The 21,473-nt window shown below is 62.6% G+C and carries 11 protein-coding genes and 1 pseudogene; 8 read left to right on the top strand and 4 right to left on the bottom strand.

The features are described 5' to 3' along the window. The first annotated feature begins 57 nt into the window (after positions 1-57). Entirely contained in the window at positions 58-5,892 is a 5,835-nt protein-coding gene (gene uvrA / locus SBC1_RS32845) for an excinuclease ABC subunit UvrA (protein WP_165104485.1), read from the top strand. Here the strand turns inward: uvrA and SBC1_RS32840 are convergent. Beyond that, positions 5,886-5,987, bottom strand: a pseudogene (locus SBC1_RS32840) (cyanate hydratase); the annotation flags it as partial. The gene uvrA and the pseudogene SBC1_RS32840 sit on opposite strands and share 7 nt — an antisense overlap. Before the next feature lie 14 nt (positions 5,988-6,001). Between SBC1_RS32840 and SBC1_RS32835 the strand changes: the two are divergent. The 5 genes from SBC1_RS32835 (at position 6,002) to SBC1_RS32815 (ending at position 13,037) form a co-directional block, all read left to right on the top strand. Further along, positions 6,002-6,406, top strand: coding sequence for an ACT domain-containing protein (locus SBC1_RS32835; RefSeq protein WP_165104484.1), 405 nt, complete (start codon positions 6,002-6,004; stop codon positions 6,404-6,406). An 84-nt stretch (positions 6,407-6,490) separates the two neighbouring features. Next, positions 6,491-7,771: a DUF445 domain-containing protein gene (locus SBC1_RS32830; protein ID WP_165104483.1), complete on the top strand. Its 1,281-nt coding sequence runs from the start codon at positions 6,491-6,493 to the stop codon at positions 7,769-7,771. 60 nt (positions 7,772-7,831) lie between these two features. After that, positions 7,832-8,308 (top strand): nuclear transport factor 2 family protein, encoded by a 477-nt coding sequence (locus tag SBC1_RS32825; protein WP_165104482.1) that lies wholly within the window; start codon positions 7,832-7,834, stop codon positions 8,306-8,308. After that, positions 8,305-10,263, top strand: a complete 1,959-nt coding sequence (locus SBC1_RS32820; protein ID WP_165104481.1) for an amylo-alpha-1,6-glucosidase — start codon at positions 8,305-8,307, stop codon at positions 10,261-10,263. Before SBC1_RS32825 ends, SBC1_RS32820 begins: the two co-directional genes overlap by 4 nt. Positions 10,264-10,304: 41 nt before the next feature. Further along, positions 10,305-13,037, top strand: a complete 2,733-nt coding sequence (locus tag SBC1_RS32815) for a glucosidase (protein WP_165104480.1) — start codon at positions 10,305-10,307, stop codon at positions 13,035-13,037. A 77-nt stretch (positions 13,038-13,114) separates the two neighbouring features. Here the strand turns inward: SBC1_RS32815 and SBC1_RS32810 are convergent, their stop codons facing one another. Beyond that, on the bottom strand, positions 13,115-14,197 hold the full coding sequence (locus tag SBC1_RS32810; protein ID WP_165104479.1) for a TAXI family TRAP transporter solute-binding subunit: 1,083 nt from the start codon (positions 14,195-14,197) through the stop codon (positions 13,115-13,117). Between the two features lie 156 nt (positions 14,198-14,353). After that, the gene (locus SBC1_RS32805) at positions 14,354-16,057 is read right to left on the bottom strand and encodes a zinc ribbon domain-containing protein (RefSeq protein ID WP_165104478.1); all 1,704 of its coding nucleotides are present in this window, start codon (positions 16,055-16,057) and stop codon (positions 14,354-14,356) included. Between the two features lie 561 nt (positions 16,058-16,618). Between SBC1_RS32805 and SBC1_RS32800 the strand changes: the two genes are divergently transcribed. Together SBC1_RS32800 and SBC1_RS32795 are read left to right on the top strand one after the other, a co-directional pair. After that, positions 16,619-19,078, top strand: a complete 2,460-nt coding sequence (locus tag SBC1_RS32800; RefSeq protein WP_165104477.1) for a bifunctional diguanylate cyclase/phosphodiesterase — start codon at positions 16,619-16,621, stop codon at positions 19,076-19,078. Further along, positions 19,078-19,818 (top strand): TenA family transcriptional regulator, encoded by a 741-nt coding sequence (locus SBC1_RS32795; RefSeq protein ID WP_165104476.1) that lies wholly within the window; start codon positions 19,078-19,080, stop codon positions 19,816-19,818. Before SBC1_RS32800 ends, SBC1_RS32795 begins: the two co-directional genes overlap by 1 nt. Before the next feature lie 19 nt (positions 19,819-19,837). Here the strand turns inward: SBC1_RS32795 and SBC1_RS32790 are convergent, their stop codons facing one another. Then, positions 19,838-21,421, bottom strand: coding sequence for an aldehyde dehydrogenase (NADP(+)) (locus SBC1_RS32790; RefSeq protein WP_165104475.1), 1,584 nt, complete (start codon positions 21,419-21,421; stop codon positions 19,838-19,840). Positions 21,422-21,473: the final 52 nt, after the last annotated feature.

The following is a 21,473-nucleotide window of genomic DNA, read 5'->3' as shown; positions in this document are numbered from 1 at the left end:
GCGCGTCGCCCAGGCCAACTAGCGGACGATCTAACTCATTGAACCGGTTAGGAAAAATTGGCATCCAACAACGCAATCCGCATTCGCGGTGCTCGCCAGCACAATCTCAAAAACATCGATCTGGACCTTCACACGGGACAGATGACCGTGGTGACCGGCCCTTCGGGCTCGGGCAAATCGAGCCTCGTGTTCGATACGCTCTACGCCGAAGGCCAGCGTCGCTACGTCGAAACGTTCAGCGCGTATGCGCGGCAATTCCTCGACCGGATGGACCGTCCGCAGGTGGATCGCGTAGACGGCGTGCCGCCGGCCATTGCTATCGACCAGACCAATCCGGTGCGCAGTTCGCGCTCGACCGTCGGCACGATGACCGAGCTGAACGATCACCTGAAACTGTTCTACGCACGCGCCGCCGAGCTCTTCGATAAAAAGACCTCGCATCAGGTCCGGCACGATACGCCGGAGACCATCTACGTTGAATTGCTCGAGCGCACGAAGGCGAATGATCCGCGCATCGCGATCACGTTCCCGGTGGAACTGCCCGAGTCCGCGAGCGACGACGAAGTCGCGCAGTGGCTTTCCGCCAGCGGCTATACGCGCGTGCAGGCCAAGCGGCATGTGGACGGCCGGCAAATGCTCGATGTGGTGGCAGACAGATTCCGCTTGCAGAAGACGGAGCGCTCGCGGGCGCTGGAGGCTATCGAAGGCGCGTTGCTGCGCGGCACGGGGCGAGTGAATGTGTATGTGCTGCCGGAGCCGGGTGAGGAAACGCCTGAAACAAACGACGTGCCAACGTGGCGCTTTTCCACCGGCCTGCATAGCCCGGAAAGCGACATCCGCTATGCCGATCCGCAACCCGCGTTGTTCTCGTTCAACTCGGCGTATGGCGCATGCGAAACGTGTCGCGGATTCGGCCGGGTGATCGGCGTGGATCTCGGCCTCGTGATTCCCGATGAACGCAAGACCCTGCGCGAAGGCGCTGTCAAGACGCTGCAAACACCCGCATGGAAAGAGAATCAGGACGACCTGCTGCGCTACGGCGCGAAAGCAGGCATTCGACTTGGTGTGCCTTGGAGCGAACTCACGCAAAAGGAGCGCGACTGGGTGATCGGCGGCTCGCCGGACTGGACCGGCAAGTGGCAAAACCAGTGGTACGGCGTGCAGCGTTTCTTCGATTACCTCGAATCGAAAGCCTACAAGATGCACATCCGCGTGTTGCTGTCGAAATATCGCAGCTACACGAAGTGCCCAACGTGCGAGGGCGCGCGTCTGAAGACGGAAGCGCTGCTGTGGCGTCTCGGCACGAAGGAGCAAGCGGACGCCGTGCTGAAGCCGGCCGATCGTTTCCTGCCCGCAGGCGTGGACTGGACGCGTGCGCAACTCGAAGCGCTGCCGGGCCTCACGCTGCACGATTTGATGCTGATGCCGATCGACCGCATTCGCCGTTTCTTCGACTCGCTGACCTTGCCAAGCACGCTGCTTGACGACGCGCTCAAGCTTCTGCACAACGAGGTCCGCACGCGCCTGAAGTATCTCTGCGATGTCGGCCTCGGTTACCTCACGCTGGATCGGCAGAGCCGGACGCTGTCCGGTGGCGAAGTGCAGCGGATCAACCTGACGACTGCGCTCGGCACGTCCTTGGTGAACACGCTGTTTGTGCTCGATGAGCCTAGCATCGGCTTGCATCCGCGCGACCTGAATCGCATTGTCGAAGCCATGCACCGGCTGCGCGACGCGGGCAATACGCTTGTGGTGGTGGAGCACGACCCTTCGGTGATGCTCGCGGCGGATCGTCTTATCGATATGGGTCCGGGACCGGGCGAACGCGGCGGCGAGATTGTCTATGACGGGCCGCCGAACGAAATCGAGCATAGCGACACGCTGACGGGCGCGTACCTCGGCGGCCGCAAGCACGTGGCGCATGCATCGAACTGGCAGCGTCGCGCGGTCGATGCAAAGACGCCGCGGCTCGTGCTCGAAGGCGCGACCGAACACAACCTGCGCGATGTCACGGTCGAGATCCCGTTGCAGCGGCTGGTGTGCGTGACGGGTGTGTCGGGGTCGGGCAAATCGACGCTGATCCAGGACGTGCTCGCGCCCGCGTTGCAGCGTCATTTCGGCAAGGCCACCGAATCGCCGGGCGCATTCCGCGCGTTGAAGGGCGCTGATGTCTTGAGCGAAGTGATCTTCGTCGATCAATCGCCGATCGGCCGCACGGCGCGTTCGAATCCGGCGAGCTATGTAGGCGCGTTTGACGAGATTCGCAAGCTGTTCGCGAAGGCGCCGCTCGCCGCGCAACGCGGTTATAGCGCAGGCATGTTCAGTTTTAATTCCGGCGATGGCCGTTGCCCGACTTGCGGCGGTTCGGGCTTCGAACACGTCGAGATGCAGTTCCTGAGCGACGTTTATTTGCGCTGCCCGGATTGCGATGGACGGCGGTATCGGGCGGAAATCCTGGATGTGCAGATCGAGCGCGACGGCAAGTCGCTCAGCGTGGCGGACGTACTCGACCTGACCGTGAGCGAAGCCGTCGCGTGCTTTGCGAAAGACAGGGAAGTGCTGCGCGTGTTGCAGCCGATTGTTGACGTCGGGCTGGAATACGTGAAGCTCGGGCAACCGGTCCCCACGCTCTCGGGCGGGGAAGCGCAGCGCCTGAAGCTGGCGGGTTTTTTGGCGGAAACGGCACAGGCGAGCGGCAACCAGCCGGGCCGCTTGTTCATGTTCGACGAACCCACAACCGGTCTCCATTTCGACGATATCGCCAAGCTGATGCAGGCGTTGAGACGCCTGCTGGAGCGCGGCCATTCGTTGATCGTGATCGAGCACAATCTCGATGTCATTCGCGCGGCCGACTGGATCATCGATCTCGGTCCGGAAGGTGGCGATGCGGGGGGCATGGTGGTCTGCGTCGGCACACCGGATGATGTTTCGGCATGCGAACAATCGCACACTGGCAAGGCGCTGCTCGACTACGAAGAAGCGATGGCGCCCGGCGCGGCACAGAAGCGCGCAGCCGGCGTTCCGCTGCAACTGGCCGCGGAAATCGCGGCGGCGCGGCGCGCGTTGCAGGGTGAAGACGTGGTGCGGATTGTCAACGCGCGCGAACACAATCTGAAGTCACTCGACGTCGATATCCCGCACGGCAAGTTCAACGTGATTACGGGCGTATCGGGCTCGGGCAAGTCCACGTTAGCGTTCGATATCCTTTTCCACGAAGGCCAGCGCCGGTATCTGGAATCGTTGAATGCGTATGCGCGTTCGATCGTGCAACCAGCCGGACGTCCTGAAGTGGATGCCGTCTATGGCATTCCGCCGACGGTTGCCATCGAGCAGCGTCTATCGCGTGGCGGCCGTAAGAGCACGGTCGCGACCACGTCCGAAGTCTGGCATTTCCTGCGGCTTCTGTACGTCAAGCTCGGCATCCAGCATTGCGTCCATGACGGCGCGCCGGTAACGGCGCAAAGCCCCGAATCCATCGTCGCGCAGATCATGCGGGATTTCAAAGGTCAGCATATTGGTTTGCTCGCCCCGCTCGTGGTGAACCGCAAGGGGATTTACACGGACCTCGCGAAGTGGGCGAAGACGCGCGGTCATACGCATTTGCGCGTGGACGGCGAGTTCCTTTCCGTTGATCCGTGGCCGAAGATCGATCGCTTCAAGGAACACACCATTGAGTTGCCGGTCGGCGATCTGATCGTCAGCGCGAACGACGAAGCCACGCTGAAAGCGATGCTTCTGGAGACGCTGGAACTCGGCAAGGGCGTGATGCATTTGCTCGCTCCACTCGACGACTTGCATGGTGCGTTGAACGGCGGCAAGAAGGGGACAAAGCACGTTGGCGAGATTCGGGTGTTCTCGACCAAACGGGCGTGCCCGGTTTGCGGTACGAGTTATCCCGAACTCGATCCGCGGATGTTCTCGTACAACAGCAAGCACGGCTGGTGCAACACCTGCGTGGGCACCGGCGTCACGCTCACGCGCGAACAGCGCGAAGTCTATGACGACACCGTGATCTCGGACGACGGCCGTGGCCGCGAGCAGACGATTCCATCGGCGCAACAGGAACCGGACGATGTCGGCGATCAGCCCTGCCCGGATTGCAATGGCACGCGCCTGAACGAAGTCGCGCGGGCGGTGACATTTGGCGATCAGCCTATAACGGAAGTCGGCCGCTGGACAGTCGGCGCAACGCGCGGCTGGATCAAGAAGCTGAAGCTCAAGGGGCGCGACGCAGATATCGCCCGCGACGTGGTCAGTGAAATCGAAGGCCGCTTGCTGTTCCTCGAAGAAGTTGGCCTGGGTTATCTGAGCCTGGATCGTGCGGCGCCAACGCTCTCGGGCGGCGAAGCGCAGCGCATTCGCCTGGCCGCGCAACTCGGCAGCAACTTGCAAGGCGTGTGTTATGTGCTGGATGAACCGACCATCGGTCTGCATCCGCGTGACAACAAGATCCTGCTTGATGCACTGAAGAAACTCGGCGACAAGGGCAACACGCTGGTAGTGGTGGAGCACGACGAGGACACGATTCGCCGTGCGGATCACATCATCGATATTGGTCCGGGCGCGGGGAAACGCGGCGGTACGGTCGTGGCGCAAGGCAGCGTGGACGATCTCGCGGCGCAGCCGGATTCGCTCACAGGCCAGTATCTGGCGAACCCGATCCAGCATCCTTTGCAAGCGCGTCGCGATGTAAAAACCGCAACCGCGAAGCGCGCCGCAACGCCTGAGAACTGGCTCACGGTTCACGGGGCGACGCTGCACAACTTGCGCAATGTCACCGCGAGCATGCCGCTCGGCCGCCTGATTGCCGTCACGGGCGTGAGCGGTTCGGGCAAGTCCACGCTTGCTCGTGACGTGCTGATGACCAATCTGCTCGACGCCGTGGGCCGCTCGGTTTTGTCGTCGCCGGCTACGCGCCGCGCACGCAAGACCGCGCAAGCCGACATGCCTGCGCGCAACCGTTCGAGCGTGTTGTCACGTGAAGCGCCGCGTGTGAAGTTCGATGTTGCACATCGCTGGCAGGGCTGCACGGAGGTGACCGGGTTCGAGACTATCGACCGTGTGCTCGAAGTTGATCAGACGCCGATCGGCAAGACGCCGCGCTCGTGTCCGGCCACGTATATCGGCATGTGGGACACCATTCGCAAGCTGTTCGCGGACACGCTCGAAGCCCGCGCGCGAGGTTATACGCCGTCGCGCTTCTCGTTCAACACCGGCGACGGCCGCTGCCCGGCCTGTGAGGGTCAGGGCGTGCGAACTATCGCCATGAGCTTCCTGCCCGACGTCAAAGTACCGTGCGACGTCTGCCACGGTCAGCGTTTCAATCCGGAAACGCTGGCGGTGACGTGGCGCGGCAAGAACATCGGCGAAGTGCTGACCATGGAGATTGACGAGGCTGTCGAGTTCTTCTCCGCGATGCAAAGCATCTCGCATCCGCTGCAACTGATGAAGGATGTGGGGCTGGGTTATTTGACGCTCGGGCAGCCATCGCCCACTTTGTCAGGCGGTGAAGCGCAGCGGATCAAGCTGGTGACGGAATTGTCGAAGGTGAGGGACGATATCGGCCGGCGTGGGCAGAAGGCGCCGCATACGCTGTATGTGCTCGACGAGCCCACCGTCGGCCTTCATATGGCCGACGTCGCGAAGCTGATTCGCGTGCTGCATCGGCTGGTCGATGGCGGGCATTCGGTGGTGGTGATCGAGCATGATCTGGATGTGATCGCCGAAGCCGACTGGGTGATCGATCTTGGGCCGGAGGGCGGCACGGAAGGGGGATCGATCGTTGCCGCGACCGATCCGGATACGCTCTCGAAGAATCCGCGCAGTCACACGGGCGCCGCGCTAAGGCCGGTGCTCGAGCGTGGGACCGTTGCGGCCGAGGCGGTTCAGTAACTCTTGTAGGGCAGGAACTCGCCCGATAAAACCACGTTGGCCCGGTCCCCTTTGGGATCGGGTTCGCGCTGGATGTACATCGAGAAATCGATTGCAAAAAGACCAAACCATGACCAACCCCATTGCCGATCTGAACACGCTGCTGGCATCCATGTCGCCTGAACTCCAGCCGGGCGTCTACGTCTACGCGACCGTGCCTTTCACCCATGACCTCGGAAATATCGTGCCGCTGGCGACGTTCCGCGAACGCGAGGGCCTGACGATCATCGTGGAAGAGGGGGACGCATCGAGAGCCGGCATCCAGCCGCTATTCCGCGCCGCCTGGATCACGCTTACCGTCCACTCAGACCTCCAGGCGGTCGGCCTGACTGCGGCATTCGCCACCGCGCTCGGCCGGGCAAACGTCAGTTGCAACGTGGTCGCCGCGGCGTACCACGATCACATTTTCGTGCCGATCGAATCCGCCGATACCGCCATGGTTGCACTGCAGCAACTTCAGCGTAACGGACTGTAGGCCGCCGCCGCGCGGCCATTCACCTGGGTCTCGTCTCACTGGTATGCTGGCGGCCTTCTTCCACCAAGAAACCTCCGGACCAAGATGGCAACGCAGGACAAAGCACTCGCGCTAAAGAAAATGAAATGGTTCGCCGCCGGCCTCCTGGTCGCGGCAGCCGCACTATTCCTGCTCGCCAAGAGCCAGCACGACGTGGGCGCCTGGGCGTGGGTCTCGGCCTTCGCCGAAGCCGCCATGGTCGGCGCTCTGGCCGACTGGTTCGCGGTCGTCGCGCTGTTCCGCCACCCGCTCGGCCTGCCGATCCCGCACACGGCCATCCTGCCGGCGAACAAGGCACGCGTTGCCGATAACCTCGCCGAATTCGTCCGCGACAAATTCCTTGGCACCGACGCGCTGGTCGCCCGCGTGAACGCCTTCGATCCCGCCGGACGTCTCGCGGTCTGGCTGGCGGAACCCGCGAACGCGGCGCTGCTGGGTGCAAAAGCGGTCGCGGCAGCGGGCCAGATGCTCGAATTCGTCGACGATGAACGCGTCAAAACGATGCTCCACGAAGCCCTGCTCCGCCGCGCCGAACAATTCGACCTTGGCGGCGCGGTGGGCGGATTGCTGTCCACGCTGACGGCGGATCGGCGCCATCAAATGCTGCTCGACGAAGGCTTGCGCGAACTCGCGCAATGGCTGGATCGCGAGGAAGTGCAGGCGATCCTCGCGGCCAAGATTCTGGACGTGGCCGGGGAGGAATATCCGAAGCTGATCGGCATGCTCGGTTTTGTGGGCCTGAGCGCCGAAGACCTCGGCAACAAATTCGCGGGCGGCCTGGTACGCGGCGCGAACAAGTGGCTGCACGACATTAGCGAAAACCCGGAGCACGAGCGCCGCCAGTCTTTCGACAGGACGGTGGAAGGATTCATCGAACGTCTGAAGACGGACCCGGCTTTCCGCGCGCGTATTGACCAGCACAAGCGCGAATGGCTCGAACGCCCGGAATTGCGCACCTACGTGAACGGACTGTGGGACGAATTCAAGGACTGGTTGCGCCGCGATCTCGCGCAGCCAGATTCGACGCTGCACAAAAAGGTGACGGGCGCATCGGCGTCGTTCGCTGCTGCACTGGGCAACGACCCGGCGTTACGTGAATCGATCAACGAGCACATGCGTGACGCACTCAAGTCGCTTGCGCCGGACCTGCGCGACGGGATCGCCAAGCATATTGCCGCGACCGTGCGCAACTGGGACGACGCTACGCTCGTACGCGATGTGGAACTGAGCGTAGGCCGCGACTTGCAGTTCATCCGGGTGAACGGCACGCTGGTGGGCGGTGCGGTCGGTCTGATCATTCACGCAGTGTCCACGTTCATGGTTTAAGCTGCGGAAAACGAAGACTTGTAGCCGCGGTCAGCTAATTTCCTCTTGAAGAGACCGAACATGACGGACCCGAACGCCGCGTTGATCCAGCGCTTCTATGAAGCCTTTCAGCGCTCCGACGCCGAAGCGATGGCCGCGTGCTATGCGCCCGACGTGCAGTTCAGCGATCCGGTGTTCGGCGTCTTGCGAGGCCGCGAAGCCTCGGACATGTGGCGCATGCTGCTCTCACGCGCCACCGAATTCTCACTGACCTTCGGGGACATCCAGACCGTCGGCCAGACCGCGACGGCGCACTGGGTCGCGACCTATCGATTCACCCAGACCGGGCGCAAGGTGGTCAACCGCATCAATGCACGTTTCGCGATTCGCGATGGCCTGATCTTCGAGCATCACGACAGCTTCGACCTCTGGACCTGGAGCCGCCAGGCGCTGGGGCTCAAGGGTCTGTTACTCGGCTGGTCATCGTTCGTGCAGAAGAAGATCCGGGCGCAGGCGAGCAACGGTCTTCGGGCATACCGGCAGCAACCCAAAAAATGACCCGCCTCGAATGTCCAGCCAGCGAAGGGTGTCTCAACGACGAATGGCTCGAAGCCGATGCGTTTGGTGGTTTTGCATCGGGCACGGCGGGCACCGAACGGACGCGCAGGTATCACGCACTGCTTCTCACGGCCACGCAACCGCCGGCAGGGCGCATGGTACTGGTGAACGGCGTGGAGGCCTGGCTGGAAGATGCGTCCGGCCAGACGCGCATTCCGCTGTCCATGCAGCGTTATGGCGCTGGTTCGGTCTGGCCGGACCCCTCTGAAAGCCTGCTTTCCTTCGATACCGACCCGTGGCCCACGTGGCGCTTCCAGGTCGGGGATAACCATATCCTGACCGCTGAACTATTCGTCGCGAAGCAGAGCGCGCAGACGGTGATGCGCTGGCGGCTCGACGGCGAGGCACTCACGCTCAAGGTTCGGCCATTGCTTTCCGGTCGCGACTATCACGCGCTGCATCACGAGAACCCCGCGTTCAACTTCAGTTACACGGAGACGCGCGACCAGGTTCGCTGGCAAGCGTATGGTGACGTGCCGGCGGTGGTCGCGGCATCGAATGGCTCTTATGTTCATGCGCCCGACTGGTATCGCAACTTCTGCTATACCGTCGACCGCGAACGCGGCCTGGATTTCAACGAAGACCTTGCCACGCCCGGGATCTTTTCGTTCGATTTATCCCTTGGCGAAGCCGTGCTCGTGTTGAGCGCGAACGAGGGCGCGAAGACGAACGCCACCGATACCGCGAAGCAGCTTGCAGATATTGAACGCACGCGTCGCGCGGCTTTTCCGACGCCGCTGCATCGTTCCGCCGATGCGTACATCGTGGCGCGCAACGTAGGCAGCACGATCCTCGCTGGTTTCCCCTGGTTCACTGATTGGGGCCGCGATACCTTCATCGCGATGCGCGGTTTGCTGATCGCGTCCGACCGACACAGCGACGCCGAATCCATCCTCCTCGAATGGGCCGGCACGCTTTCTGAAGGCATGTTGCCGAATCGTTTTCCGGACAGCGGCGCACCCGAATACAACTCGGTGGATGCATCGTTGTGGTTCGTGATCGCCGTGCATGACTATCTCGCCACGGGCCACGCTCAACGTGAAACGCAGGACCGGCTGCAGCAAGCCGTCGATGGCATTCTCGACGGATACTCAAACGGCACGCGTTTCCAGATCGCCGCCGATCCTGAAGACGGTCTGCTGCGGGCCGGTGTTCCCGGCGTGCAACTGACCTGGATGGACGCCAAGGTGGGCGATTGGGTGGTGACGCCGCGCATCGGCAAGCCGGTGGAAGTGCAGGCGTTGTGGATCAACGCGCTGCGTATAGCGGCAGCATGGAACCCACGCTGGACGGAACCGGCCACGCGTGCGACTCTGGCTTTCCAGCAACGTTTCATCGATCCCGCCAGCGGTGCGCTCTACGACGTCATCGACGCCGATCACGAGCGGGGCAAGCTCGACCGTTCCATCCGTCCGAACCAGCTTTTTGCCGTGGGCGGATTGCCGTTCGCCGTGATCGACAATAGCGTTACCGCACGCGCGGTCGTCGATCAATGCGAGCAGCTTTTACTGACACCGCTTGGGCTTCGAACCTTGTCACCGAATGACGCTGCCTACAAGGGGTGCTACACCGGCACGCCGATGGAACGCGACGGCGCTTACCATCAGGGCACAGTCTGGCCGTGGCTGACAGGGCCGTTTGTGCAAGCATGGCTGCGGGTTCATGGCGACGATCAAGCATCGAAAGCCGTGGCCCGCGAGCGTTTTATCAAGCCGCTGCGCAACCATCTGCATCACGCGGGACTGGACCACATTTCCGAAGTCGCGGACGGAGACGCACCGCATACGCCCGGCGGCACGCCATTCCAGGCGTGGTCGCTCGGCGAACTCATGCGTCTCGAACGTCTGCTGAATGCCGATTCCGCCGATCCTGCCGAGATGCCCCAAACGCGCTAGATTATTGGTCTTTCCGTCACGCTTTTAGTCAAGGACGTCCCATGCCGCCACTGCGCGCTACCAAGTCACTCGACACCATAGAAGGAGCACGGCTCCATTCCACCGACTGTTCGCGCTGGCAACGCTGGGGACCGTATCTCAGCGAGCGGCAGTGGGGCACGGTGCGCGAGGACTACAGCGAAAACGGCACGGCCTGGGACTATTTCCCGCACGATCATGCGCGCAGCCGCGCCTACCGCTGGGGCGAAGACGGCATTGCCGGATTCGGCGACGACCGGCTCAACTGGTGCGTCTCGCTCGCGATGTGGAACGGTCTCGATCCGATCCTCAAGGAACGTTTGTTCGGCCTGACGAACGCGCAAGGAAACCATGGTGAGGACGTGAAGGAACTGTATTTCTACGTCGACGGCACGCCGACGCATTCCTACATGCGCATGCTGTACAAGTACCCGCATGCCGCGTTCCCCTACGACGATCTCGTTGCCGAAAACGGCCGCCGCGGCGCGGACATGCCCGAGTATGAAATCCTCGATACGGGCGTATTCGAAGACGACGCGTATTTCGATGTCCATGTCGAATATGCGAAAAATACGCCTGAAGATATCGTGATGCGCGTGACGGTCGAGAATCGCGGGGATCGCGCCGCGTCGCTCGATCTGCTGCCGCAGATCTGGGCGCGCAATACGTGGTCATGGCAGCCTTCAAAGAAACCTTCGCTCACCTTACAGTCCGACGCGAAGGGTAGCCGCGTGATCGCTCAAAGCGATGGCCATGAACCACTGGTCGTGACCGCCGAAGCCCGTGGCAATGCCACGGTCAACTGGCTGTTCTGCGAGAACGAAACCAATGTCAGGCGCCTGTTCAACTCGGACGGGGCGGGACCGTTCAAGGACGGCTTCAACGACTGCATCGTGCACGGTGAAGAAAGCGCCATCCGACGCGATACCGGCACGCGCGCCGCAGCACACGTCCATCTCGAGTTTGCCCCGAACAGCCGCACGGTAGTGACCATGCGCTGGCGCCCGGAATCGGATGCAGACCGTGACCGGCAACCGCTCGATATCGACGCGCTGTTCGCCCGCCGGATTGCCGAAGCCGATGCCTTTTATGCGGGCCTGCAGCACGAAATGGATGACGCCGACCAGCGGCTCGTGCAACGTCAGGCACTGGCGGGCATGCTGTGGTCGAAGCAGTATTACCAATTCGATGTCACCCGCTGGATGGACGGCGATCCGTTGCAGCCGACACCGCCTGCGGCCCGCAAGCGTGGCCGCGATGCTGACTGGCGGCATCTGTGCAATGCGGACATTGTCTCGATGCCGGACAAGTGGGAATACCCGTGGTACGCCTCATGGGATCTCGCGTTTCATGCTGCTGCGTTCGCGATCATCGATCCGGCATTCGCGAAGAAACAATTGCTGTTGCTTGTGAAGGATCGCTACATGCATCCGAACGGGCAACTGCCGGCCTACGAATGGGCGTTCAGCGACGCCAATCCGCCGGTTCACGCATGGGCGACATGGCGCGTCTATGAAATCGATCGCGCCATCACGGGCAAGATCGACCGCGACTTCCTGGAGCTTGTGTTCCACAAACTGCTGCTGAACTTCTCGTGGTGGGTGAACCGCAAGGACACCGACGGCCGCAACATTTTTCAGGGCGGTTTCCTTGGCCTGGACAACGTCGGCATTTTCGATCGCGGGGCGCCACTGCCCACGGGCGGCCGTATCGATCAGTCGGACGGCACCGCATGGATGGCGGCTTACGCGCTCGACCTGATGCGTATTGCGCTGGAACTGGCGGTCGCGAATCACGTGTTCGTCGATATCGGCGTTAAATTCTTCGAGCATTTTCTGTACATCGCCGAGGCGGTCAGTTGCAGCGATACCTGCGATACCGGCCTCTGGGATGAGCGCGACGAGTTTTTCTACGACGTGCTGCAACTCCCCGACGGTAACAGCGTGCCAATGCGCATTCGTTCTATCGTCGGCCTGATTCCGCTGTTCGCGGTGCATGTGCTGGAAGAGCATCTGCACGGCCAGTTGCCGGGGCTGCGGGATCGGCTTACCTGGTTCCTCGAGCACCGGCCTGATCTCGCCAAGCTGGTGTCACGCTGGAACGAACCGGGCAAGGGAAATAGCCTGCTGCTGTCGGTGTTGCGCGGGCATCGGATGAAGGCGCTGCTCAGGCGCATGCTCGACGAAAGCGAGTTTCTGTCCGACTACGGCGTGCGGGCGTTGTCGCGGGTGCATCGGGACAAGCCATTTGTACTTGAACACAACGGCGACCGCTTCTGCATCCAGTATCTGCCGGGCGAATCGGATTCGCGCGTGTTCGGCGGCAACTCGAACTGGCGCGGGCCGATCTGGATGCCGGTCAACTATCTGCTGATCGAGTCGCTATACGAATTCCATCGTTATTACGGCGATGATTTCCGCGTGGAATATCCGACCGGATCGGGCCAGAAGCTTTCGCTGAGCGACATAGCCGACGAACTCGCGCGGCGCCTCACGCGCCTGTTCCTGAAGGACAAGGATGGCGTGCGCCCGGTCATGGCCGCGTATCCGCAACTGCAGGCTGACCCGCGCTCGCAGGACCTCGTGCTGTTCCATGAGTACTTTCATGGCGATACAGGGCGCGGCGTGGGCGCGTCGCATCAGACCGGCTGGAGCGGGCTGGTCGCGTTGCTGTTGCAGCCGCGCGTGAGCATTGTGGCGCAGCACCTGCCGGTCGGCAGCGAGCTTCAACCTGAAGTCGAACTGGCGACGAAGTGACCGACGCAACCGACTTGAGGAAGCGGGCAGGCGGGTTCAGACCGCCTGCTGCCGCCAATCCTGTGGCGGCGTCCGCGTCATTCGTTATCGCACAACATCAACACCTTCTCTGCGTCGGTGCATGAGCGCTTCGGCGCGCGCTGCGTCACGGGCGTTGCCGTGTCGCCGCTACCGTTTGACGCCATCTTGCGGATACACGCCCGCAAGCGTTTTTCTATTGGCGGATAGTATTTCCAGCCGCGAGTGAGCGGCGGCAATTCCATCTTCACCTGCTTCCATTTCGGATGACCGTTGGCCTGCAGTTCATCGAAGTGCGTACAGAGCGAGTCAGCGAATTGCGTCATCGCGCCGACGGTGCCGCGCAGGTTGTAATCGTAGGTGACGAGAAACGCCTTCACGGTCAGCGTCGGCGAGTCTTCCTTGATCCAGTTCGGATAACTGGATGTACGGATGGTGGCCGGGAAATAGGTCTGCTCGGCACGCGCTGTTTCGGGCGCTGAAGGATCGAGCTTGAGGAGCTTAAGCTGGCCCAGCAGGTCCGTGTTCAGGTCCTGAAACAGCTTGGCCGGCTGCCCCACCACAATTATTGCTACATCCAGTTTGCGCACGATCAGTTTCGCGAGCGCGTCCTCGTTGCTGTAGTGCTGCATGTTCTGGTCGGGGATCGGTTCGTTGAACATCAGCTTGTAAAGCGTGGTCGCGGATTGCGCCGTGCCGCTGCCGATCAGCCCGACACTGATGTTCTTGTCCTTGATCTCGTGGATGTAGTTAAGCGGCGAATCTGATCGTACAACGAAGTAAATCTCTTCATTATACAAGGGCATGATGAGCCGCAACGGCTGGATGATCTTGCCCGCCTCCGCGTTGCCGGCTTTCGCCATATCGACATAAGCCTGGTACACGTCCGACTGCACGAGCGCGAATTTCACGCCCGGCTCGTAACGCATGCGCTGAACGTTTTCGGCGGAGCCTTTCGAGGCGAGCACGTCAAGATTCATGCCGATCGGATCAGCCACCCACTTCGCCAGGTCCTGGCCTATCTGGATGTAAGTGCCGCGTTCCGGTCCCGTGACGATCTTGTAGTCGACTTGTGCATGAGCCTCCGCAACGAGGCCAGCGAGCCCGAAGAGGGCGAACAGCATGAAGAGAGTCTTGTGCATGATGTCGTGTGAGTCGTTTTAATGTGTTGGCCAACTTTCATTACACGGATAGACCACCGTGGCCTGCGTCTCCCGGCGCGGCCTTCCACCTCCTCGAAGTCTCCTTCTGTTTGTCTCCTGCTCCTTGTCTCCTGCTTTCCGTCTCCTGCCTTGCTTCTACTGCGGCGGCGGGCGTTGCGCAGACGACTGGCTCTTGCTCCAGCCCGACTCCAGGATCGCGCGCTCTTCTTCGTCGGGATTGCTGGCATTGAAGCCCGGTGCATGCGGTTGTGCTGCGCTAGCCGCGTTGTCTCCTGACGCGAGCGTGCGGTGCACCGCGGGCGACGGCGAACGAGTAACGCTTTGCACACCTGCCGGTGCACCGTTTGCCGCGACGGGCGGCGACACAATGCCCGCCCGCACCGGGACGGCCTCACTGATCGGTGCGAGCGGGCGCATCACGGGCAGCGAGGAGGGTTCGCCAGGAACCTGGATAGCGGCCGCAGGCTCGGGTTCGGGTTGGGGCTGCGCCGGCGCGCGTGCCGCGGCGGTCGCCGGCGCGCTGCGTAGGGGTGCCGTCGCGACGTCCGGTCCGTCCGGCATGGGGACGAACGCAGGTGCCGGCGGACGCGGCGGGGCAGCCTGTTGCGGCGCAGGCGGCGGGGAATATGACGATGACGTGAGCGGAGGCTGAGAGCCAGTGCCCAGGCGTGTCGGCTCTGGAACGGTCGGCGTGGTGACAGGCGAGCGCATGGTCGTTACGACCACGGGTGCGGGCGGTGCGGCCGGTGCGTGCGGTACCGGCGCGGCGATCGGCGTGGGCACTCCCATCGCGGCGACGGCGCGCGCATGCTGCGCGGCCGAGATTGTGACAGTGGGTCTGTGCGCCGTCGCGACGTGCGCTCCCGGCACGATCACGGGCGCTGTTGGCGTTGCGGCAACCGTCTGCCCGTTGTTGCGGGGCGCGCCATGAGCTGCTGTTGTCGCGGGCGCGGGTTTATTGAGCCAGCCTGACCGGGCGATCGCGTGTTCGACGAGCGATTGCGCTTCAACATTGCTGGCATCGATCGTCAGCACGTCGCGGGCACTCTGCCGCACGCATAACCACGAGCCCGTTGCTTCGCAGTCGCGTGCGGTTTGCAGCATCTGGTCGCGTGCATGTTCCAGGCCGACCAGGTCCGCCTGGGTCCGCTGCACATTGGCCGTGCTCAGTTGCGACGCCGGGATTTTCGAGAAGCGCCGGCGTGCCGTGGTCAGGTCGCCGCGTGCGATGGCGTCACGCGCGGCCTGCAGGTTGTCAGTGGTGCCGGCTAGCGCCGCTGCCCCGCGGGCGGCGGCGGTGTCAGTGGGCAAGGTTCCGCGGGCGGCAACGGAGGGCGGTGCCGCCGTTTGCGCCTGCCTGGCGGTAACGGCCGCTGCAGACCTGGCCGGGGGCACCGCAGGCGCCGAGGGCGCAGGCGTGTCGTGCGCGGTTTTCATATCGATGGCGCCATACGCGCTATGCCCGGCCGGTGGCTCGGAACGGGTCGCGTCGTCACCGCTGCTGCTGCCGTACTGCGAATAGATCACGCCGCCGGCCACCAGCGCCAGCGCCACGGCGCCCAGCGTGAGCGTTTTCGACATGTCCCAGCGCTGCTCTCCGGTACCGGCCAGTTCAGACTCTTCCGGCACGCTCGGGTACGGCGACGGGACGTTCAGCGCTTCACGGCGCGCGCCGAAGGGCAGGCGCAGGCCCGAGAGCGCAGCCGTCTTCGCGACGCCGAAGGCCGGGCCGTGATCCGCGCCGCAATGCGGACAGGTATCGGCATCGCGCGGAATATCATTGCCGCAACGTTTGCAGGTCACGGAATCGGAGGATGAAGGAAAGAAGAGACGGGCCATGCCAAAAACCTCCCGGGACACAAGGGTTGTCCTTTCCGCTTGCGTGTCCGGTTTAATCGGACAAAACGGTCACTCGTATGACGAAAATGCTTCGCACTCCCTAAGCTGGACATGCGCCGAGGGAGCCGGAACCAATATGTGACATCTCCGCGGCGGCGTCAACACGCACCGGAAACCCGGCGCACCGCCCGCACCATGCTGCTTAGTGCCTGCTTTGGCCCCGCCGGTCAAGGCGCTGGCGAACGGGCAAAAGCGGCCATCGGTTTCGTCGGCAGGAGCCTATGTTCTGTCCGAATATGGCGCTTCCCGGCGGCCCGAATCAGGCACCGGCGGGTTCAAAAACAACAGCCAGGTCCCAATTATTTTGAGGTGTTTACGCTGATTGCCACACCGAGTAATAAATTTGAGACAGACTCGCAATTTGGTAGGATGTAAGCGCTCTGCGAGAGGCTGGGCGCAACACCCCAAAGCCGTAAAAAATACAAATGACTCACCATCCGATGCTCGCCGTCTGACCCCGGCAACTCACTCCAGCATCGGGTTTGGAGAAGGGACATACCGATGGACATGCCGTCTAAGGGCGAGAATGCGCAGCTCATACGGATCACCTGGCCGTTTCTGGTCGTCATTCTTGTCCTCGTTTCGCTCGCCATTTTCAGTATCGACATCATGTCCTCGGTACGGGCATACATTGGCGGAGAAAGCATCTGGTCGAAAGGCCAGAAAGACGCGGCTTTCTATCTGAACCTGTACGCCGAAACCGGCTCCGAAAGTACCTACAAGCAATATCTGACCGCCATGGAAGGTCCGCGCAACCTGCGCACGGCCCGTCTGGCGCTCGACCAGAGCACGCCCGATCCCGCCAGCGCGCGCCTGGCGCTGATTGCGAGCGGCGTGCATCCAGATGACGTCAGCGACGTCATCTGGACCTTCAAGATGTTTCGCCACGTCAGTTATTTCAGCGAGGCAGTCGGTTACTGGTCGCGCGGCGACGCCGAACTGGCGAAGCTGGAGCGAGTTGGCAATGAGCTGCACGCGCGGGTCGCGGCCGGTGAGATGCCCATGACCCTCGTGAGTGTCTACAAATCGCAGATATGGACCATCAACGCGACCATTGCGCCGCTGTCATGGGGTTTCTCACAGGTATTGGGTACCGCATTCCGCAAGACGGCGTCGCTGCTGCTGACCGTTGACCTCGTCGCGGCGCTGCTGCTCGTGTGCCTCTCAACGGTGCACGTGCGGCGGCTGATCAGGCAGCGCGGGCGCATTGAAGCCGCGCTCAAGCAGAGCGAGGCGCGCGCCAAGGCGACGCTCGGTTCGATCGGCGAGGCCGTGATCGCGACGGGGCCGTCGGGGCACATTGAATTCATCAACCCGGCGGCCGAGCGGATCGCCGGGCGTCTTGCGGGCGATTGTCTTGGACGGCCGCTGGTGCAGACCTTCAGGCTGCTGCACGCCGATAGCCGCCAGCCGCTCAACCCGATCGAGGACGCCCGGGCGGGCACGCGCCCTGACGGCGAAGCGGCCGAGATGCTGCTGCAGCGGCGTGACGGTGCCGAGATTCGCGTGCAGGCGGTGACGTCGCGGATCAGTGCTTCCGGCGCGAGTCTCAATGCGGCCGATGCGGAATCCGGCTTCGTGCTGATCCTGCGCAACATGACCCGCGAGTACGAATATATCGAAAGTCTTGCCTGGCAAGCCACGCACGACGGGCTCACCGCGCTCGTGAACCGCGCCGAATTCGAGCGGCGCCTGCAACACGCGCTGGGTACGCGCTGGAGCGAGGTGGCGTCGTGGCTGCCGGCGGCGTCCGCCCTCCTGTTCCTCGATCTCGACCGCTTCAAGGTGGTCAACGACACCTGCGGCCACGCGGCCGGCGACGCCATGCTGCGGGAAGTCGCGCTGCGCTTCGAAGCCAGCCTGCAACCGGACGACACGCTTGCGCGGCTGGGCGGCGACGAGTTCGGCGTGCTGCTGCAGGGTTACGACACCCCGGGCATTCAGGCGGTCGCGGAACGCCTGCGCGCATGCCTGAACGACTTCGTCTTCAACTGGGAAGCGCAGCCGTTCACGACCAGCGTGAGCGTCGGCGTGGTCGACTTGCGCAACACGGAAATGAGCGTGGAAGAGGCCATGCGGCTCGCCGATATCGCGTGCTACATGGCGAAGGAACGCGGCCGCGACCGGGTGCAACTGGCGGATCTGGGCGACCGCGAACTCGCGCGTCACGCGAGCGAAGTATCGTGGGGACGACGTCTCAAGCAGGCGCTCGAACACGATCACTTCTGCCTCTACGTGCAACCCATCGTGGCCGTGACCGACGGCTTGCCTGCTTCAACGGAAGGTCAGCGCGCCGAATTGCTGCTGCGCATGCTTGACCCGGCCGTGACCAACGGCGTGATCGCGCCGACCCTGTTCATTCCGGCCGCCGAGCGGTATGGGCTGATGACGGCTATCGACCGGTGGGTCATTCGCAATGCCTTCGATATGCTTTCACGTACCCGTCATAAGCGCTTCAAGGAATATGCGATCAACCTGTCAGGCGCCTCGGTGGGCGACGAACGTTTCCTCGGTTTCGTGCGCGACCAATTTCAGCGCACGGGCGTCTCCCCTGGCATGATCTGCTTCGAAATTACGGAAACCACCGCGATTGCCAACCTGGCGTCGGCCGCACGGTTCATGCATGAGTTGAATGCGCTCGGCTGCCATTTCGCGCTCGATGACTTCGGCGCGGGCATGTCGTCGTTCGGTTACCTGAAGCATCTGCCGGTGGAGTATTTGAAGATCGACGGCAGCTTCGTGACCGACATGGTGCTCGATCCGGTGAGCCGCGAGATGGTCGCGGCCATCAACGAGATGGGTCACTCAATGAAATGCCGGACCATAGCGGAATATGTGGAAAGCGAAGGGATCCTGCGGGCGCTGCATGGCCTCGGGGTGGATTATGCGCAAGGGTTTTACATAGGACGGCCTACGCTTTGGACAGAGCCAGCCGTTCTGACACTAGCTAAGGAGGCGTGATGGGGGGTGGGTTTACAAGAGAGGGAGACCTCAAGAACATAGCAAGCTACCCACTTTGGTTGCAGGAAGTTTTGTTGGAAACGAGCGCGGCAAAAAGCCGTGTGACAGCACATCCGCTTTTTCGGTTGTTGCGCGACGGCGAACTCGGCCCGCGTGAAATGCGTGCGTTCCTGATCAACGGCTGGCCGGTGATCAACCAGTTTCCGCAGTACATGGGCATGAACCTGCAGAAGATCGGACCCGAAGAAACACCGGGCTCGCGCATGGCGCGGCGGTATCTCACGCGCAATATCCGCGTCGAGCAGAATCACGCCGATTATTGGGTCGACTGGGCCGCGGCCCATGATGTTTCGCGCGAGGACCTGCAAGCCGGCGAAGCGCCCGCGCTCGCGTTTGCACTAAGTCACTGGTGCTGGAAAAGCAGCAACACGGACCCGCTGCACGCGTCGATAGCCGCGACTAATTTCGCCGTTGAAGGCGTGACCGGAGAATGGTCCACACTGCTCTGCAGCCGCGACACGCTCGCTCACAGCTATCCTGAACCGATCCGCAAGTCGACCATGCGCTGGCTCAGGATGCACGCGCATTACGACGACGCGCATCCGTGGGAAGCCCTCGACATAGTAGCCACGTTGCTCGGCCACGCACCGCGCGTGGCCGATATCCGCGATGTCAAACGCGGCATCCAGCGCAGCTATGAATACTTCGAGGTCAGCCTGGATTGCTGCCTCGAAGTCTGACTGCCAGTCCCTCTACACCTTACTTCGATAACTGCAGTTTGCCGTCTAGCCGCCGGTTCAGTCCGAGCGGATTGGCGGTTTTTAGCGTGTCCGGCAACAGGCCTTCGGGCATGTCCTGGTAGCTCACAGGACGCAGGAAGCGGTCGATGGCGAGACTGCCCACGGAAGTTGATCGGCCGTCGGCGGTGGAGGGGAAGGGGCCGCCGTGGACCATGGCATGACCAACTTCCACGCCCGTACCGAAACCATTGACCAGAATCCGCCCGGTCCGGCGTTCCAGCGCCGGCAGGAAACGGCGGGCATCGTCATGATCGGCTTCATCGATATGCAAGGCCGCCGTCAACTGGCCTTCCAGTTGTTCCACGATATCGAGCACCGTGGCCAGATCCGGGCATCGCACGATCAGTGAAGCCGCGCCGAAAATTTCCTCGTGCAATTCCGGATTGGCGCGGAACGCTTCGGCGGTGGTCGAAAACAGCGCTGCTTGCCCTTGCGTCGCCCCCTTTGCTGCGCAGCCTCGCGCGAGCGTCTCGACCTCGCCGTGCTCTGCTGTCTTATTCACGGCTGATTCGTAAGCCTTGTGAATACCCGGGGTCAGCATCGTGGCGGCGGGTGTTTCGCTCAGGGCGGCAGCCGTTGCTTCGATGAACGCATCGAGCTCAGGACCGTCAATGGCAAGCACCAGGCCGGGGTTCGTGCAGAACTGGCCGGCGCCGAGCGCAAGCGAGCCGGCGAAGGCCTTGCCAATCGCCGCGCCGCGATTTTTCAGCGCATGCGGGAACAACAAGACCGGGTTGATGCTGCTCATTTCGGCGTAGACGGGAATCGGTTCGCGACGTGCTGCCGCGAGCTTCATCAGCGCCGTGCCGCCGCCGCGTGAACCGGTGAATCCGACTGCTTTGATACGCCGGTCCGAGACGAGACCCTGGCCGATGTCACGGCCACTATCGAAGAGCAGGGAGAACGTGCCTTCCGGCAGACCGCAATCCGCGACCGCTTTCTGCACGGCGCGTCCGACCAGCGCCGACGTTCCCGGATGCGCCGAGTGAGCCTTCGCGATGACCGGGCAACCCGCCGCCAGGGCGGAGGCGGTATCGCCGCCCGCTACCGAGAACGCCAGCGGGAAGTTGCTTGCGCCGAACACGGTAACAGGGCCGACTGGCACATAACGCAGCCGCAGGTCGACGCGCGGCAGCGGCTGGCGCTGCGGCTGCGCCGGGTCGATACGCACGCCGAGGAAGTCGCCTTCACGCACGACCGCCGCGAACATGCGCAACTGGCCGACGGTGCGGCCGCGTTCGCCTTCAATGCGGCCGCGCGGCAGGCCGCTTTCGGTCACGCAGCGGTCGATCAGGACATCGCCGAGATCGAGAATGTTCTGCGCGATCGTTTCCAGGAACTTGGCGCGGGTTTCAAGCGGCAGTTCGCGATAGATGTCGGATGCTTGCCACGCGAGCGCGCAGGCTTGCTCCAGCTGGTCGAGCGAAGCACCGCCGAAGGCGGGCTCAAGCGGCTCGCCCGTGGCGGCGTTGGTGCCCTTGATTGAGCCGTTCGTACCGCGAAGGGTTTGTTTGCCGATCAGCAGATCGCCGGAAATTTCCATGATGGTTCGAATCCTGTTGGTGTAATTAAAGTGTCCGGACTACGTCACTTAC

Origin of the sequence: Caballeronia sp. SBC1, assembly GCF_011493005.1 — a bacterium.
In the GTDB taxonomy this organism is placed as follows: domain Bacteria; phylum Pseudomonadota; class Gammaproteobacteria; order Burkholderiales; family Burkholderiaceae; genus Caballeronia.
Note: the sequence above shows the minus strand (reverse complement) of the source record. Positions and strands in the feature narration are given on the sequence as shown.